The 15,595-nt window shown below is 72.5% G+C and carries 13 protein-coding genes; 10 read left to right on the top strand and 3 right to left on the bottom strand.

The genetic code is table 11. The features are described 5' to 3' along the window. Positions 1-138 precede the first annotated feature (138 nt). The 3 genes from lepA (at position 139) to hemW (ending at position 5,421) form a co-directional block, all read left to right on the top strand. Positions 139-2,010 (top strand): translation elongation factor 4, encoded by a 1,872-nt coding sequence (gene lepA / locus ABTZ91_RS05145; protein WP_345488418.1) that lies wholly within the window; start codon positions 139-141, stop codon positions 2,008-2,010. 216 nt (positions 2,011-2,226) lie between these two features. Next, a complete protein-coding gene (locus ABTZ91_RS05140) occupies positions 2,227-4,104 on the top strand; it encodes a long-chain fatty acid--CoA ligase (RefSeq protein WP_352075757.1) in 1,878 nt (625 codons plus the stop codon). Positions 4,105-4,188: 84 nt separating this feature from the next. Further along, positions 4,189-5,421 (top strand): radical SAM family heme chaperone HemW, encoded by a 1,233-nt coding sequence (hemW, locus tag ABTZ91_RS05135; RefSeq protein ID WP_352075756.1) that lies wholly within the window; start codon positions 4,189-4,191, stop codon positions 5,419-5,421. Between the two features lie 103 nt (positions 5,422-5,524). Here the strand turns inward: hemW and ABTZ91_RS05130 are convergent, their stop codons facing one another. Together ABTZ91_RS05130 and ABTZ91_RS05125 are read right to left on the bottom strand one after the other, a co-directional pair. After that, positions 5,525-6,328, bottom strand: a complete 804-nt coding sequence (locus ABTZ91_RS05130; protein WP_352075755.1) for a DUF3097 domain-containing protein — start codon at positions 6,326-6,328, stop codon at positions 5,525-5,527. Positions 6,329-6,338: 10 nt separating this feature from the next. Then, complete coding sequence (locus tag ABTZ91_RS05125) at positions 6,339-7,085, bottom strand: MBL fold metallo-hydrolase (RefSeq protein ID WP_352075754.1); 747 nt, start codon at positions 7,083-7,085, stop codon at positions 6,339-6,341. A 156-nt stretch (positions 7,086-7,241) separates the two neighbouring features. On the opposite strand from ABTZ91_RS05125, the gene hrcA reads away from it, so the two are divergent. The 7 genes from hrcA to ABTZ91_RS05090 all read left to right on the top strand — a co-directional run bounded on the left by hrcA (position 7,242) and on the right by ABTZ91_RS05090 (position 13,905). After that, on the top strand, positions 7,242-8,261 hold the full coding sequence (gene hrcA, locus ABTZ91_RS05120) for a heat-inducible transcriptional repressor HrcA (RefSeq protein ID WP_345488429.1): 1,020 nt from the start codon (positions 7,242-7,244) through the stop codon (positions 8,259-8,261). Next, positions 8,262-9,398: a molecular chaperone DnaJ gene (dnaJ, locus tag ABTZ91_RS05115; protein WP_352075753.1), complete on the top strand. Its 1,137-nt coding sequence runs from the start codon at positions 8,262-8,264 to the stop codon at positions 9,396-9,398. Between the two features lie 244 nt (positions 9,399-9,642). After that, positions 9,643-10,734, top strand: coding sequence for a nitronate monooxygenase (locus ABTZ91_RS05110; protein WP_352075752.1), 1,092 nt, complete (start codon positions 9,643-9,645; stop codon positions 10,732-10,734). Next, positions 10,731-11,474 carry a 16S rRNA (uracil(1498)-N(3))-methyltransferase gene (locus tag ABTZ91_RS05105; protein ID WP_352075751.1) on the top strand — a complete coding sequence of 248 codons (744 nt, stop codon included), beginning with the start codon at positions 10,731-10,733 and terminating at the stop codon, positions 11,472-11,474. Before ABTZ91_RS05110 ends, ABTZ91_RS05105 begins: the two co-directional genes overlap by 4 nt. A 143-nt stretch (positions 11,475-11,617) precedes the next feature. Beyond that, positions 11,618-11,977, top strand: a complete 360-nt coding sequence (locus ABTZ91_RS05100; RefSeq protein WP_345488437.1) for a histidine triad nucleotide-binding protein — start codon at positions 11,618-11,620, stop codon at positions 11,975-11,977. A gap of 19 nt (positions 11,978-11,996) precedes the next feature. Further along, positions 11,997-12,899 (top strand): ribonuclease Z, encoded by a 903-nt coding sequence (locus ABTZ91_RS05095; RefSeq protein ID WP_352075750.1) that lies wholly within the window; start codon positions 11,997-11,999, stop codon positions 12,897-12,899. Between the two features lie 10 nt (positions 12,900-12,909). After that, positions 12,910-13,905: an adenosine deaminase gene (locus ABTZ91_RS05090; protein WP_352075749.1), complete on the top strand. Its 996-nt coding sequence runs from the start codon at positions 12,910-12,912 to the stop codon at positions 13,903-13,905. Here ABTZ91_RS05090 and ABTZ91_RS05085 read toward each other — a convergent pair. Beyond that, positions 13,880-15,571, bottom strand: coding sequence for an ABC-F family ATP-binding cassette domain-containing protein (locus ABTZ91_RS05085; protein WP_352075748.1), 1,692 nt, complete (start codon positions 15,569-15,571; stop codon positions 13,880-13,882). The two genes, ABTZ91_RS05090 and ABTZ91_RS05085, sit on opposite strands and share 26 nt — an antisense overlap. Between the last annotated feature and the right edge of the window lie 24 nt (positions 15,572-15,595).

The following is a 15,595-nucleotide window of genomic DNA, read 5'->3' as shown; positions in this document are numbered from 1 at the left end:
CGGGAGAGGGCACACGAGACACAGCTGTCCACGGTATCAGCCGCTCTCCGCGCCGCCCAAACCGAGCACCGGCCCGCAGTCATGGGACCATGGAGCCTACGTATCCGTTCTGAACATCGCCCGAGACGAGAACCCTGCGTGCCCGCGACTCCTACCAACGTGCCCGAGCCGAGCCGAACCGACCCGGCTCTGATCCGCAATTTCTGCATCATCGCGCACATCGACCACGGCAAGTCCACGCTCGCCGACCGGATGCTCCAGCTGACCGGTGTGGTCGACCAGCGGCAGATGCGCGCCCAGTATCTCGACCGGATGGACATCGAGCGTGAGCGCGGCATCACGATCAAGTCCCAGGCGGTCCGTCTGCCCTGGGCCCCCAGCGCGGGGCCGGACCAGGGCACGACGCACATCCTGAACATGATCGACACCCCCGGGCACGTCGACTTCACCTACGAGGTCTCGCGCTCGCTCGCCGCCTGCGAGGGCACGATCCTGCTCGTGGACGCCGCGCAGGGCATCGAGGCGCAGACCCTGGCCAACCTCTACCTGGCGATGGAGAACGACCTCACCATCGTCCCGGTCCTCAACAAGATCGACCTCCCGGCCGCCCAGCCGGAGAAGTTCGCCGAGGAGCTGGCCAACCTCATCGGCTGCCAGCCGGAGGACGTCCTCAAGGTCTCCGCCAAGACCGGCATGGGCGTCGAGGCCCTGCTCGACCGCGTCGTCCGGGACATCCCGGCCCCGGTGGGCGTCGCCGACGCCCCCGCGCGCGCGATGATCTTCGACTCCGTGTACGACTCCTACCGGGGCGTCGTCACGTACGTCCGTGTCGTCGACGGCCAGCTCAACAAGCGCGAGCGCATCAAGATGATGTCGACCGGCGCCACCCACGAGCTCCTGGAGATCGGCACCAACTCGCCCGAGATGCTGCCGGCCGACGGCCTCGGCGTCGGCGAGGTGGGCTACCTCATCACCGGTGTGAAGGACGTCCGCCAGTCCAAGGTCGGTGACACGATCACCTCCCAGAGCAAGGGCGCCCAGGAGGCGCTCGGCGGTTACAAGGACCCGAAGCCGATGGTCTTCTCCGGTCTGTATCCGCTGGACGGCTCGGACTACCCCGAGCTGCGCGACGCGCTCGACAAGCTCCAGCTCAACGACGCCGCCCTCGTCTACGAGCCGGAGACCTCCGCCGCCCTCGGCTTCGGCTTCCGCGTCGGCTTCCTCGGTCTGCTCCACCTGGACGTGATCCGCGAGCGCCTGGAGCGCGAGTTCGGGCTCGACCTGATCGCCACCGCGCCCAACGTGGTCTACCGCGTGGTCATGGAGGACGGCACCGAGCACACGGTCACCAACCCGAGCGAGTTTCCCGAGGGCAAGATCAGCGAGGTGTACGAGCCCGTCGTACGCGCCACGATCCTCGCCCCGACCGAGTTCATCGGCTCGATCATGGAGCTGTGCCAGAACCGGCGCGGCACCCTCCTCGGCATGGACTACCTCTCCGAGGACCGCGTCGAGATCCGCTACACCCTCCCGCTGGCCGAGATCGTCTTCGACTTCTTCGACCAGCTGAAGTCCAAGACCCGCGGCTACGCCTCGCTCGACTACGAGCCCACCGGCGAGCAGGCCTCCAGCCTGGTCAAGGTCGACATCCTGCTGCACGGCGACAAGGTGGACGCCTTCTCGGCGATCACCCACAAGGACGCCGCGTACGCCTACGGTGTGCGGCTCGTCGCCAAGCTGCGCGAGCTCATCCCCCGGCAGGCCTTCGAGGTGCCGATCCAGGCCGCCATCGGCTCCCGGGTCATCGCCCGCGAGACCATCCGCGCCATCCGCAAGGACGTCCTCGCCAAGTGCTACGGCGGTGACATCTCCCGTAAGCGGAAGCTGCTGGAGAAGCAGAAGGAAGGCAAGAAGCGGATGAAGATGGTCGGCTCCGTGGAGGTCCCGCAGGAGGCCTTCATCGCCGTCCTCTCCAGCGACGACGCGGCGGGCGGCAAGGCGAAGAAGTAGTCCGCGCGGTAACTGCCGTGTACACCGAACGGGTCTGTGCGCCATGTGCGCACAGACCCGTTCGTTATATGCAAGCTCTTACGCGCCAGACTCAGGAGCTCTACTCTGAAGCCGCTCGAAGGTTACTCGCCAGTTAGTTACGTCACGTAGTCACGCCACGCCCCACGCATGCCCGATCACACCGCCTGACCGCACCGCCGCCGCCCGGAGGACGTCGTGAGCGACACACAGACCCTGATCGAGAACCGGCCGCCGTCCGTCGCGGCCCTCTTCCTTGAGCGCGTCGAGCGGACCCCGGACGCGGAGGCCTACCGCTACCCGGTCCCCTCCGCCTCCGGCCAGGGCCCCGACGACTGGAAGTCGCTCAGCTGGGCGCAGGCCGCCGAGCGGGTCCACGGCATCGCCGCCGGCCTGATCGACCTCGGCGTCGCACCGGAGGAGCGGGTCGCCCTCGCCTCCTCCACCCGCGTCGAGTGGATCCTCGCCGACCTCGGCGTCATGTGCGCCGGCGCCGCCGTCACCACGGTCTACCCGCAGACGAACGCCGAGGAGTCGGCCTTCATCCTCTCCGACTCCGACTCGCGCGTCCTGATCGCCGAGAACGCCGACCAGCTCGCCAAGGCCGTCGAGCGCCGCGCCGACCTGCCCCAGCTCCACCACGTCGTCGTCATCGACCCCGAGGGCGCCGACACCTCCGACGAGTGGGTGCTCACCCTCGCCGAGCTGGAGGCGCGCGGCAAGGCGTACCTGGAGAAGCACCCCGAGGTCGTCAAGGAGCGGGTCGCCGCGATCACCAAGGACCAGCTCGCCACCCTGATCTACACCTCGGGCACCACCGGCCGCCCCAAGGGCGTCCGCCTCCCGCACGACAACTGGTCGTACATGGCCAAGGCCATCGCCGCCACCGGCCTGGTCACCCGGGACGACGTGCAGTACCTGTGGCTGCCGCTCGCCCACGTCTTCGGCAAGGTGCTCACCTCCGGCCAGATCGAGGTCGGCCACGTCACCGCCGTCGACGGCCGCATCGACAAGATCATCGTCAATCTGCCGGTCGTGCAGCCCACCTACATGGCCGCCGTCCCCCGGATCTTCGAGAAGGTCTACAACGGCGTCGCCGCCAAGGCCCGCGAAGGCGGCCCGGCCAAGTACAAGATCTTCCAGTGGGCGGCCGGCGTCGCCCGCGAGTACGCCAAGGTCACCCAGGACAACTTCCGCCGCACCGGCACCGCCTCGGCGCCCTTCGGCCTCACCGTCAAGCACAAGGTCGCCGACGCGCTCGTCTACAAGAAGCTCCGCGAGGCCTTCGGCGGCCGGCTGCGCGCCGCCGTGTCCGGCTCGGTCGCCCTGGCCCCCGAGATCGGCTACTTCTTCTCCGGCGCCGGCATCCACATCCTGGAGGGCTACGGCCTCACCGAGTCCTCCGCCGCCTCCTTCGTGAACCCCGGCGAGGCCTACCGCACCGGCACCGTCGGCAAGCCGCTGCCCGGCACCGAGGTCCGCATCGCCGACGACGGCGAGATCCTGCTGCGCGGCCCCGGCATCATGGAGGGCTACCACGGCCTGCCGGAGAAGACCGCCGAGGTCCTGGAGCCGGACGGCTGGTTCCACACCGGCGACATCGGCGAACTGTCCGCCGACGGCTACCTGCGGATCACCGACCGCAAGAAGGACCTGTTCAAGACCTCCGGCGGCAAGTACATCGCCCCGTCGGAGATCGAGGGCCGGTTCAAGGCCGTCTGTCCCTTCGTCTCCAACATCGTGGTGCTCGGCGCGGACCGGAACTACTGCACCGCCCTCATCGCCCTCGACGAGCCCTCCATCCTCGGCTGGGCCGCCGAGCACGGCCTCGGCGGCAAGTCCTACGCGGAGGTCGTCGCCTCCCCGCAGGTCGAGAAGCTCGTCGAGGGCTATGTCGCCCGCCTCAACGAGGGCCTGCAGCGCTGGCAGACGATCAAGAAGTTCCGGCTGCTGCCGCGCGACCTCGACATCGAGCACGGCGAGCTCACCCCGAGCCTGAAGATGAAGCGGCCGGTCGTGGAGCGGACCTATCGGCACCTGATCGAGGAGATGTACGCGGGAGCGCGCGAGGCGTAGGGCGGGAGCCGCCGCCCGGAAGTATCCACAGGCGGTTGTCCACAGGCCGGACGCTCACGTCGGGCGGTACGGGACAATGGGCTCATGCCTTCCGTACTGCCCGATGGTGAGCCCATGCCCGACGACGGGGTGCTGCCCGCGCACGCCCTGCAGGGGGCCGGGGAGCGTCCGCTCGGGTTCTATCTGCACGTGCCGTACTGCGCCACCCGGTGCGGCTACTGCGACTTCAACACCTACACCGCGAGCGAGCTGCGCGGCGCCGGCGGCGTGCTCGCCTCCCGGGAGAACTACGCGGGGCAGGTGGCCGAGGAGATACGGCTCGCCCGCAAGGTCCTCGGCGACGACCCGCGCCCGGTGCGGACCGTCTTCGTCGGCGGCGGCACCCCCACGCTGCTCGACGCCGCCGACCTCGTGTCGATGCTGGCGGCGATCCGCGACGAGTTCGGGCTCGCCGACGACGCCGAGGTGACCACCGAGGCCAACCCGGAGTCCGTGAACCCGGCCTATCTGGAGGAGCTGCGGGCGGGCGGCTTCAACCGGATCTCCTTCGGCATGCAGAGCGCCCGCCGGCACGTCCTGAAGATCCTCGACCGCAGCCACACCCCCGGCCGCCCCGAGGCATGCGTCGCGGAGGCGCGCGCGGCCGGCTTCGAGCACGTCAACCTCGACCTCATCTACGGCACGCCCGGCGAGTCCGACGACGACTGGCGGGCCTCCCTCGACGCGGCGATCGGCGCCGGACCCGACCACGTCAGCGCCTACGCGCTCATCGTGGAGGAGGGCACCCAGCTGGCCCGGCGCATCCGGCGCGGCGAGATACCCATGACCGACGACGACGTGCACGCCGACCGGTACCTGATGGCCGAGGAGGCGCTCTCCGGAGCCGGGTTCGAGTGGTACGAGGTGTCCAACTGGGCCACCTCCGAGGCCGGCCGCTGCCTCCACAACGAGCTGTACTGGCGCGGCGCCGACTGGTGGGGCGCCGGGCCGGGCGCGCACAGCCACGTGGGCGGCGTCCGCTGGTGGAACGTCAAGCACCCCGGCGCCTACGCGGCGGCCCTGGGCGACGGGCAGTCCCCCGGGGCCGGGCGCGAGGTCCTCTCGGAGGAGGACCGGCGGGTCGAGCGGGTCCTCCTGGAGCTGAGGCTGCGGGAGGGGTGCCCCCTGGACCTGCTCCGCCCCGCCGGGCTGGCCGCGGCCGAGCGGGCCCTGACGGACGGCCTGCTGGACCCGGGCCCGTACGGCGAGGGGCGGGCGGTGCTGACGCTCCGGGGGCGGCTGCTGGCGGACGCGGTGGTGCGGGACCTGGTGGACTAGCGGGACCTGGTGGACCAGGGGAGTGACGCCTGACCGCCGGCTCACCCCCGTGGGTGCGGAGGGCGGCGGCCAGGTGCCGAGGCGCTCGACGAGCGACTCGACGTCATGGCACGGTCACGTGGTCGATCAAGCGCTCGACCGCTCCCAGCAGCTCCGGCTCCAGGTCCTTGTAGGAGTGGACGCGGGACAGGATGTGCTGCCAGGCGGCGCCGGTGTTGGGGGGCCAGCCCAGGGCGTGGCAGACGCCGGTCTTCCAGTCCTGGCCGCGGGGGACGGCCGGCCAGGACGGGATGCCCAGGGCGGAGGGCTTCACGGCCTGCCAGACGTCGATATAGGGGTGGCCGACCACGAGGACGTCGGGGGAGGAGACCTGGGCCGCGATGCGGGACTCCTTGGAGCCCGGGACCAGGTGGTCGACCAGGACGCCGAGCCGGGCATCCGGGGCCGGGGCGAAGTCGGCGACGATGGCCGGGAGGTCGTCGACGCCCTCCAGGTACTCCACCACGACGCCCTCGATCCGCAGGTCGTCGCCCCACACCCGCTCCACCAGCTCGGCGTCGTGGCGGCCCTCGACGTAGATCCGGCCCGCTCGGGCGACCCGCGCCCGGGCGCCGGGGACGGCGATCGAGCCGGAGGCGGTACGGGTGGGCCGCGCGGGCGCCGGGCGGGAGGGGCGGACCAGGGTGACGACCCGGCCCTCCAGGAGGAAGCCGCGCGGCTCCATCGGGAAGACCCGGTGCTTGCCGAAGCGGTCCTCCAGGGTCACCGTGCCCGCCTCGCAGCGGATCACCGCCCCGCAGAAGCCCGTCGTGACCTCCTCGACCACGAGGTCACGGTCCGCCGGGACCTCCGGCACGGGCGCCGAGCGCTTCCAAGGAGGTGTCAGATCCGGGTTGTAGCTGCGCATTCGGGGGACGTTATGCGACGGAGAAGCGCCGTGCCAGTTCATCGCGCTGGCGTCGCACGAACGCCGCGTCGACCACCGCCCCGTGACCCGGCACGTACACGGCGTCCTCGCCGCCCAGGGCCAGGAGACGGTCCAGGGCGTCCGGCCAGCGGGACGGGATGGCGTCCGGGCCGGCCTGGGGTTCGCCCGACTCCTCGACCAGGTCCCCGCAGAAGACGATCTCCCGCTCACCCGGGACGAGCAGCACCAGGTCATGGCCGGAGTGCCCGGGGCCGACGTTGGCGAGGAGGACCTGCCGGCCGCCCAGGTCGAGGGTCCACTCGCCGGAGACGGTGTGGCGCGGCGCGACCAGCGCCTCGGCGGCCTCCGCCGCCTCCCGCTCGTCGACCCCGTGCCGTACCGCGTCCGTCCGCAGCGCCTCGCGCTCCCGGGGCAGCAGCGTGTCCATGCCCACCGCTCCGAAGACCTCGGCGCCGGCGAAGACCGCCGTGCCGAGCACATGGTCGAAGTGCGGATGGCTGAGTGCGATATGTGTCACCTCGCGGCCGCCCGTGAGCTCCGCCACCTGGGCACGCAGTTCGGCGCCCTGCGCGAGGGTGGCTCCCGTGTCGTACAACAGGACCGCTCCCGGGGCGACGACCAGGCCGACGGTGGCGTCCCAGCCAGGCAATCGGCGCCTGCCCACGCTGTCCGTGAGCCGCTCCCAGCCCAGCTCCGCCCACCGCCCCGCACGACCGTTGATGCCGTCCACGTCCATACCGCGACCCTAGCGGCTGTGCCGACGCCGACGCCGCCTCCTTGCCAGGAGCGATGTCCGCCGCCGTACACTGGCCGGGGGATTCCTGGCACTCGGGCAGGGCGAGTGCCAAAAGCGGAGCAACCGGAACCGGATCGACAGCTGGAGGTGCGCGCGATGCTCAGCGAACGCAGACTCGAGGTGCTGCGCGCCATCGTCCAGGACTACGTCGGGACGGAGGAGCCGGTCGGCTCCAAGGCGCTGACCGAGCGGCACAAACTCGGCGTCTCGCCGGCCACCGTGCGCAACGACATGGCCGTCCTGGAGGAGGAGGGGTACATCGCCCAGCCCCACACCAGCGCCGGACGCATCCCCACCGACAAGGGCTACCGCCTCTTCGTCGACCGGCTCGCCGGCGTCAAGCCGCTGTCGACCCCCGAGCGGCGGGCGATCCACAACTTCCTCGACGGGGCCGTCGACCTCGACGACGTCGTCGGCCGCACGGTCCGGCTGCTCGCGCAGCTGACCCGGCAGGTCGCCGTCGTGCAGTACCCCTCGCTGACCCGGTCGACGGTGCGGCACGTGGAACTGCTGTCCCTGGCGCCCGCCCGGCTGATGCTGGTGCTGATCACCGACACCGGCCGGGTCGAGCAGCGGGTGATCGACTGCCCGGCGCCCTTCGGCGAGACCTCCCTCGCGGACCTGCGGGCCCGGCTCAACAGCCGGGTCGTCGGCCGTCGCTTCGCGGACGTGCCGCAGCTGGTGCAGGACCTGCCGGAGTCCTTCGAGGACAGCGAGGACCGCGGCACGGTCTCGACGGTGCTCGCGACCCTCCTCGAAACCCTCGTGGAGGAGCACGAGGAGCGGCTCATGATCGGCGGCACCGCCAATCTGACCCGCTTCGGACACGACTTCCCCCTGACGATCAGGCCCGTCCTGGAAGCCCTTGAGGAGCAGGTCGTGCTCCTCAAGCTGCTCGGCGAGGCCAAGGAATCGGGCATGACCGTACGGATCGGGCACGAGAACGCCCACGAGGGGCTGACGTCCACGTCCGTCGTCTCGGTCGGCTACGGTTCCGGCGGCGAGGCAGTCGCCAAACTCGGCGTGGTCGGACCGACCCGCATGGACTACCCCGGAACGATGGGAGCGGTACGCGCAGTGGCACGTTACGTCGGACAGATCCTGGCGGAGTCGTAAGTGGCCACGGACTATTACGCCGTCCTCGGCGTGCGTCGCGACGCCTCGCAGGACGAGATCAAGAAGGCTTTCCGCCGACTCGCCCGCGAGCTTCACCCGGACGTGAATCCGGACCCGAAGACGCAGGAGCGGTTCAAGGAGATCAACGCCGCGTACGAGGTCCTGTCGGACCCGCAGAAGAAGCAGGTCTACGACCTCGGCGGCGACCCGCTGTCCTCCTCCGGAGGGGGCGGGGCCGGCGGCTTCGGCGCGGGCGGCTTCGGGAACTTCTCGGACATCATGGACGCCTTCTTCGGTACGGCGTCCCAGCGCGGCCCGCGCTCGCGCACCCGGCGCGGCCAGGACGCGATGATCCGCCTGGAGATCACGCTCGACGAGGCGGCCTTCGGCACCACGAAGGACATCCAGGTCGACACGGCCGTCGTCTGCACCACCTGCTCCGGCGAGGGCGCCGCGCCCGGCACCTCCGCGCAGACCTGTGACATGTGCCGCGGCCGTGGTGAGGTCTCGCAGGTCACCCGGTCCTTCCTGGGCCAGGTCATGACCTCGCGGCCCTGCCCGCAGTGCCAGGGCTTCGGCACCGTCGTCCCGACCCCGTGCCCGGAGTGCGCGGGCGACGGCCGGGTCCGTTCCCGCCGCACGCTCACGGTCAAGATCCCGGCCGGTGTCGACAACGGCACCCGCATCCAGCTCGCCGGCGAGGGCGAGGTCGGCCCCGGCGGCGGCCCGGCCGGCGACCTGTACGTGGAGATCCACGAGGTGCCGCACGACGTCTTCCAGCGGCGCGGCGACGACCTGCACTGCACGGTGACCATCCCGATGACGGCGGCCTCGCTCGGTACGAAGGTGCAGCTGCAGACCCTCGACGGCCTGGAGGACGTGGACATCCGTCCCGGCACCCAGTCCGGCCAGTCGATCCCGCTGCACGGCCGCGGCGTCACCCACCTGCGCGGCAACGGCCGGGGCGACCTGATCGTCCACGTCGAGGTCCAGACCCCGACGAAGCTCGACGCCGAGCAGGAGCGCCTGCTGCGCGAGCTGGCCAAGCTGCGCGGCGAGGAACGCCCGCTGGGGCAGTTCCAGCCGGGGCAGCAGGGTCTGTTCTCGCGCCTGAAGGACGCGTTCAACGGGCGTTAGGCGCGCTGCCGGGGGTCCGGGGGGCGCCCCCGGGCCGACACGGTCAGCCGGGGCAGCAGGGTCTGTTCTCGCGCCTGAAGGACGCGTTCAACGGGCGTTAGGCGCGTTGCCGGGGGTCCGGGGGTCGTCCCCCGGGGGCGCCCGGAGGTGTCCTGAGGCCGGAGGCATATGCGACGGGGTCCCGCACGGGTGCGGGGCCCCGTCGCGGTTCGGCGGGCCGGACGGGCATGACACGATTGCCTGCATGTCCAGCTCGCTGAGCGATCTCTCTCGTCATCCGATCGTGCAGGCGCCCATGGCGGGTGGCGCCTCCTGCCCGGAGCTCGTCGGTGCCGTGTGCGAGGCGGGGGCGCTCGGGTTCCTGGCCGGCGGCTACAAGACCGCGGGCGGGCTCTACCAGGAGATCAAGCAGGTCCGCGCGCTCACCGGCCGGCCCTTCGGCGTCAATCTGTTCATGCCGCCGGGCGGCCAGCCCGCCGACCCCGCGGCCGTCGAGGTCTACCGCCACCAGCTCGCGGGTGAGGCCGCCTGGTACGAGACCGAGCTCGGCGACGCCGAGCAGGGCAGGGACGACGCGTACGAGGCCAAGCTGGCGATCCTCCTCGACGACCCCGTGCCGGTCGTCTCCTTCACCTTCGGCTGCCCCGACCGCGACGCGCTCGACGCCTTCGCGCGGGCCGGTACGTTCACGATCGTCACCGTCACCTCGGTCGACGAGGCCCGGACGGCCGAGCGGGCCGGTGCCGACGCGATCTGTGTGCAGGGCACCGAGGCGGGCGGGCACCAGGGCACCCACCGCGACGATCCGGCCGACGGACCCTGCGCCGGCATCGGCCGCGGGCTGCTGCCCCTGCTCACCGAGGTGCGGGAGAGCGTCCGGCTGCCGATCGTGGCGACCGGCGGCCTCATGCGCGGCCGGCAGATCGCCGCCGTGCTCGCGGCCGGCGCCGACGCCGCCCAGCTCGGCACCGCCTTCCTCGTCTGCCCCGAGTCGGGAGCGCACCCGCTGCACAAGCGGGCCCTGACCGACCCCCTCTTCGTCCGCACCGAGCTCACCCGGGCCTTCTCCGGACGGCCGGCCCGGGGCCTGGTGAACCGTTTCATGCGCGAGCACGGCCCGTACGCGCCCGCCGCCTACCCCGAGGTCCACCACCTCACCGCCCCGCTGCGCAAGGCCGCCGCGACCGCCGGGGACCCGCAGGGCATGGCCCTGTGGGCCGGGCAGGGCCACCGCCTGGCGCGGGACCTCCCGGCCGGCCGGCTCGTGGAGGTCCTCGCCGCCGAACTCGACACCGCCCTCGCCGGGCTGCCCGACAGCACCAGGAGCACATCGTGACCGCACCCGTCTTCGTCGTCGACGCCGTGCCCGCCGTCGGCGGCTTCCTCCTCGACGGGCCCGAGGGCCGCCACGCCGTGTCCGTGAAGCGGCTGCGCGCCGGGGAGGAGCTGGTGCTCACCGACGGGCGGGGCGCCTGGGCCGAGTGCGTGGTGGCCGCCGCCGAGGGCAAGGACCGGCTGACCGTCGACGTCACCGCCGTCCACGAGGATCCCGAGCCCGCGCCCCGTGTCACCGTCGTCCAGGCCCTGCCCAAGGGCGACCGCGGCGAACTGGCCGTCGAGACCATGACGGAGACCGGCGTGGACGCGATCGTGCCGTGGGCCGCGTCCCGCTGCATCACCCAGTGGAAGGGCGAGCGCGGCCTCAAGGCCCTCGCCAAGTGGCGGGCCACCGCCCGCGAGGCCGGGAAGCAGTCGCGCCGCACCCGCTTCCCCGAGGTCACCGACCTGATGACGGGCAAGCAGGTCGCCGCGCTCCTCGCGGACGCCGACTTCGCCGCCGTCCTGCACGAGGACCGCGCGCACCCGAGCGGGGCCCTGGCCACCGCCGAACTGCCGCGGGAGGGCTCCATCGTCCTCGTCGTGGGGCCCGAAGGCGGTGTCTCCCCGGACGAGCTGGCGCTGTTCGAGGAGGCGGGGGCGAAGCCGTACCGCCTCGGGCCGAGCGTGCTGCGCACCTCCACGGCGGGCACGGCGGCCGCGGCGCTCGTGCTCGGCCGTACGGGACGCTGGGCGTAGGCGCGCCTGAAGCGAGCCTTCGGCGAGCTCACGTGGCGCCCCAGCGGCCCGGTGCGGATCGCGGGCCGGGTCGGCGGCCGCTGTCGGTGGCCCCCGATAGCATGCGGGTTGTACTGATCGACAGAGGCGAGGAGGCCCGGGCCATGGCCGGAGAGCCGCAGAGCGACTGCCTGTTCTGCAAGATCGCGGAGGGGGAGGTGCCGGCGACGATCGTGCGCGAGACCGAGACGACGGTGGCGTTCCGCGACATCAACCCGCAGGCGCCCACGCACGTCCTGGTCATCCCGCGCCTGCACTACCCCGACGCCGCCTCCCTGGCCGCCGCCGCGCCGACCGTCGCCGCGGACGTGCTGCGCGAGGCCGGCGAGGTCGCCGCGCAGGAGAAGGTCGACGGCAGCGGCTTCCGGATCGTCTTCAACACGGGCGCGGGCGCCGGCCAGACCGTCTTCCACGCCCACGCGCACGTGCTCGGCGGCCGCGGCCTCAACTGGCCGCCCGGATAGGGCAGGACGGTTCCTTCCCTTGTCCGTACGCGAACTGGTCGTCCTCGGCACGGCCAGCCAGGTCCCGACCCGGCACCGCAACCACAACGGCTATCTGCTGCGCTGGGACGGGCAGGGCATCCTCTTCGACCCCGGCGAGGGCACCCAGCGGCAGATGCTCAGGGCCGGGGTGGCGGCGCACGATCTCGACCGGATCTGTGTCACGCACTTCCACGGTGACCACTCCCTGGGCCTTGCCGGGGTGATCCAGCGGATCAACCTCGACCAGGTCCCGCACCCGGTCACCGCGCACTACCCGGCGAGCGGGCGGCGTTTCTTCGAGCGGCTGCGGTACGCCACGGCCTACCGGGAGACGGTGAAGCTCGCCGAGGTCCCGGTCGCCGCCGACGGGCCGCTCGCGGTCACCGAGTCGTACACGCTGGAGGCGCACCGGCTCTCCCACCCCGTGGAGTCGTACGGCTACCGGCTCGTCGAGCCGGACGGGCGCCGCATCCTGCCCGAGCGGCTGGCGGCGCACGGCATCAAGGGCCCCGACGTGGGCCGCATCCAGCGCGAGGGCGTCCTCGACGGCGTCACCCTGGAGCAGGTGAGCGAGGTCCGGCGCGGACAGAGGTTCGCCTTCGTCATGGACACCCGGCTGTGCGACGGGGTGTACGCGCTCGCCGAGGGCGCCGACATGCTGGTCATCGAGTCGACGTTCCTCGACGAGGACGTCCAGCTCGCCGTGGACCACGGCCATCTGACGGCCGGCCAGGCCGCGGCGGTCGCCCGGGACGCCGGCGTGCGGCACCTGGTGCTGACGCACTTCTCGCAGCGGTACACCGACCCGGAGGAGTTCGAGCGGCAGGCGCGGGCGGCGGGGTTCGAGGGGGAGCTGAGCATTGCCCAGGACCTGATGAGGGTCCCCGTACCGAAGAGATAGAACGAGCACCGTGCCCGTACCGAAAGCCGAACTGCACCTCCACATCGAAGGGACCCTCGAACCCGAGCTCGCGTTCGCGCTCGCCGAGCGCAACGGCGTCACCCTGCCGTACGCGGACACCGAGGCGCTGCGCGAGGCGTACCGGTTCGGCGATCTGCAGTCCTTCCTGGACCTGTACTACGCCCTGATGGCGGTCCTGCGCACCGCCGACGACTTCACCGAGCTCGCCGACGCCTATCTGGCGCGGGCCGCGGAGCAGGGCGTGCGGCACGCCGAGATCTTCTTCGACCCGCAGGCGCACACGGCGCGCGGGGTGCCGATGGGGGTCGTGGTGGACGGGCTCGGGGCCGCCCTGGACCGGGCCGAGGAGCGGCACGGGATCTCGACGCGGCTCATCATGTGCTTCCTGCGCGACGAGACGGCCGAGTCGGCGATGGCGACGCTGGAGGCCGCGAAGCCGTATCTGGACCGGATCACGGGGGTGGGTCTGGACTCGGCGGAGGTGGGCCATCCGCCGGCGAAGTTCCGCGAGGTGTACGAGGAGGCCGCCCGGCTCGGTCTGCGGCGGGTCGCGCACGCGGGGGAGGAGGGCCCGGCGGAGTACATCCGCGAGGCCCTCGACGTCCTCGACGTGGAGCGAATCGACCACGGTCTGCGCTGCATGGAGGACCCGACGCTCGTCGAGCGGCTCGTCCGCGAGCGGGTGCCGCTGACGCTGTGCCCGCTGTCCAACGTGCGGCTGCGGGCGGTCGACGTCCTGGAGGAGCACCCGCTGCGGGCGATGCTGGACGCGGGCCTGGTGGCGACGGTCAACTCCGACGACCCCGCGTATTTCGGCGGCTATGTGGGCGACACCTTCGACGCGGTCAGGGACGCGCTGTCGCTGACGCCGGAGCAGCTGCGGACCCTCGCGCGGAACTCCTTCCTGGCCTCCTTCCTGGAGGACGACGAGGCACGGCGGGAGCGGTACCTGGCGGAGGTCACCGCGTACGACTTCGGGGCGTGACCCCCGCCCCCGCCCCGGTCCCGGCCCCCGCCGAGGCCGCAGCCCCCGCCCTCGGCGAAGCCGCGGCCGAAGCCAGTGCCCGGGGTTCAGCCGGGGCCAGGTCGAGGCGGCGGCCACGGAAGCCCTCCCGGAGGCGCCGGTCATGGCTGACGATCACCAGCGTGCCCCGGTAGGCGGCGAGCGCGGCGTCGATCTCCTCCACCAGGCCCGGGGCCAGGTGGTTGGTCGGCTCGTCCAGGAGCAGCAGGTCGGCGGGCGCCGTCACGAGCCGGGCCAGCTCCAGCTTGCGGCGCTGGCCCGTCGACAGGAGCCGCACCGGGGTCGCCAGGTCCCGCGCGGCGAAGAGCCCGAGGGCGAGCAGTTCGTCCTCGCGGCCCTCCCCGAAGGCTTCGCGGACGGTACGGGGATCGGTGGGCGGGGCGGTGTCCTGGCGGAGCAGCCCGACCCGGGCCGGGGCCTTCACCGTGCCCGCGTCCGGGACGAGTTCGCCCGCGAGGACCTTCAGGAGGGTGGTCTTGCCGGCGCCGTTGGGCCCGGTCACCAGGAGCCGTTCGCCCGCGTCGAGGTGCAGGGCGTCCAGCCGGAGCCGGCCGGCCACCCGGATCCCCGTCAGGTCCACGGGCGCGCCCTCGCCCGCCGGGGCGGCACGGAAGCGCAGCGGCTCGGGAGGCGCGGGCACCGGGTGGGCGGTGAGCCGGGCCAGCCGCTCGCGGGCGGCGCGGATGCGGCTCATCGCCCCGTGCGCCCGTGACCGGGCGCGGAAGGCGCCGGCCCCGCTGAACGCGGCCGGGGCCTTGCGCGGGATGGCGCTGAAGCGGTCGATATTGCTGTCCGCGAGCGCCGTGTACCGGGTCAGCTCCGCCTTCCACTCCTCGTGCTCCCGCTGTCTGCGGGCCCGCTCGGCGGCGCGGCCGGCGAGGTAGCCGGCGTAACCGTTGCCGTACCGGCGCAGGGTGTGCCGGTCCTCGTCGACCTCCAGGACGGCGGTGGTGACCCGTTCGAGGAAGACGCGGTCGTGGGAGACGGCCACGACTGTGCCCCGGTGGGCGCGCAGCCGCTCCTCCAGCCAGGCGACGGCCTCGTCGTCGAGGTCGTTGGTCGGTTCGTCGAGCAGGAGCAGTTCGGGCTCGGCCGCGAGGACGGCGGCGAGGGCGAGCCGGGAGCGCTGGCCACCGGAGAGGGTGCCGAGGGGGCGGTCGTGGTCGAGCGGGCCGGGTTCGCCGAGCCGGCGCAGGGTCGTCTCGACCCGGCGGTCGGCGTCGGCGCCGCCGCGCGCCTCGTAGGCGGCGAGCAGCTCCGCGTACCCGGCGAGGTCGCCGGTGTCGGCGAGGGCCGCCTCCGCCGCGCGGATCGCCCGCTCCAGCGCCCGTACCTCCGCCAGCGCCTGCTCGACGGCCTCGCCGACGGTGGCGGTCGGCGGGAGGTCGAGGGTCTGGGCGAGATGACCGAGGCCGCCGGGGGCCTCGACGGCCACGGTGCCGTTGTCGGGGCTCTCGAGGCCGGCGAGGAGCCGGAGCAGGGTGGACTTCCCCGAACCGTTGTCCCCGACGACGCCGAGGCGCTCGCCGGGCCGGACGGTGAGGGAGACGCGGTCGAGCACGGTGCGGTGGTGGACGTGCCGGTCGTCGTAGCGCTTGGTGACCTCGGTGAGTTGGGCACGGAACAAGGGCGATCTCCTGTGGGGTCGACG

Origin of the sequence: Streptomyces sp. NPDC126499, from assembly GCF_040302485.1 — a bacterium.
Classification (GTDB): Bacteria; Actinomycetota; Actinomycetes; order Streptomycetales; family Streptomycetaceae; genus Streptomyces.
The sequence above is the reverse complement of the archived record's forward strand: the minus strand, read 5'-3'. Positions and strand labels throughout refer to the sequence as shown.

What these genes read in the sequence shown, in the direction of transcription:
- hemW (WP_352075756.1), top strand. Translation starts at nt 4,189, where the DNA reads ATGCCTTCCGTACTGCCCGATGGTGAGCCCATGCCCGACGACGGGGTG.
- ABTZ91_RS05130 (WP_352075755.1), bottom strand. Translation starts at nt 6,328, where the DNA reads ATGCGCAGCTACAACCCGGATCTGACACCTCCTTGGAAGCGCTCGGCG.
- ABTZ91_RS05125 (WP_352075754.1), bottom strand. Translation starts at nt 7,085, where the DNA reads ATGGACGTGGACGGCATCAACGGTCGTGCGGGGCGGTGGGCGGAGCTG.
- hrcA (WP_345488429.1), top strand. Translation starts at nt 7,242, where the DNA reads ATGCTCAGCGAACGCAGACTCGAGGTGCTGCGCGCCATCGTCCAGGAC.
- ABTZ91_RS05110 (WP_352075752.1), top strand. Translation starts at nt 9,643, where the DNA reads ATGTCCAGCTCGCTGAGCGATCTCTCTCGTCATCCGATCGTGCAGGCG.
- ABTZ91_RS05100 (WP_345488437.1), top strand. Translation starts at nt 11,618, where the DNA reads ATGGCCGGAGAGCCGCAGAGCGACTGCCTGTTCTGCAAGATCGCGGAG.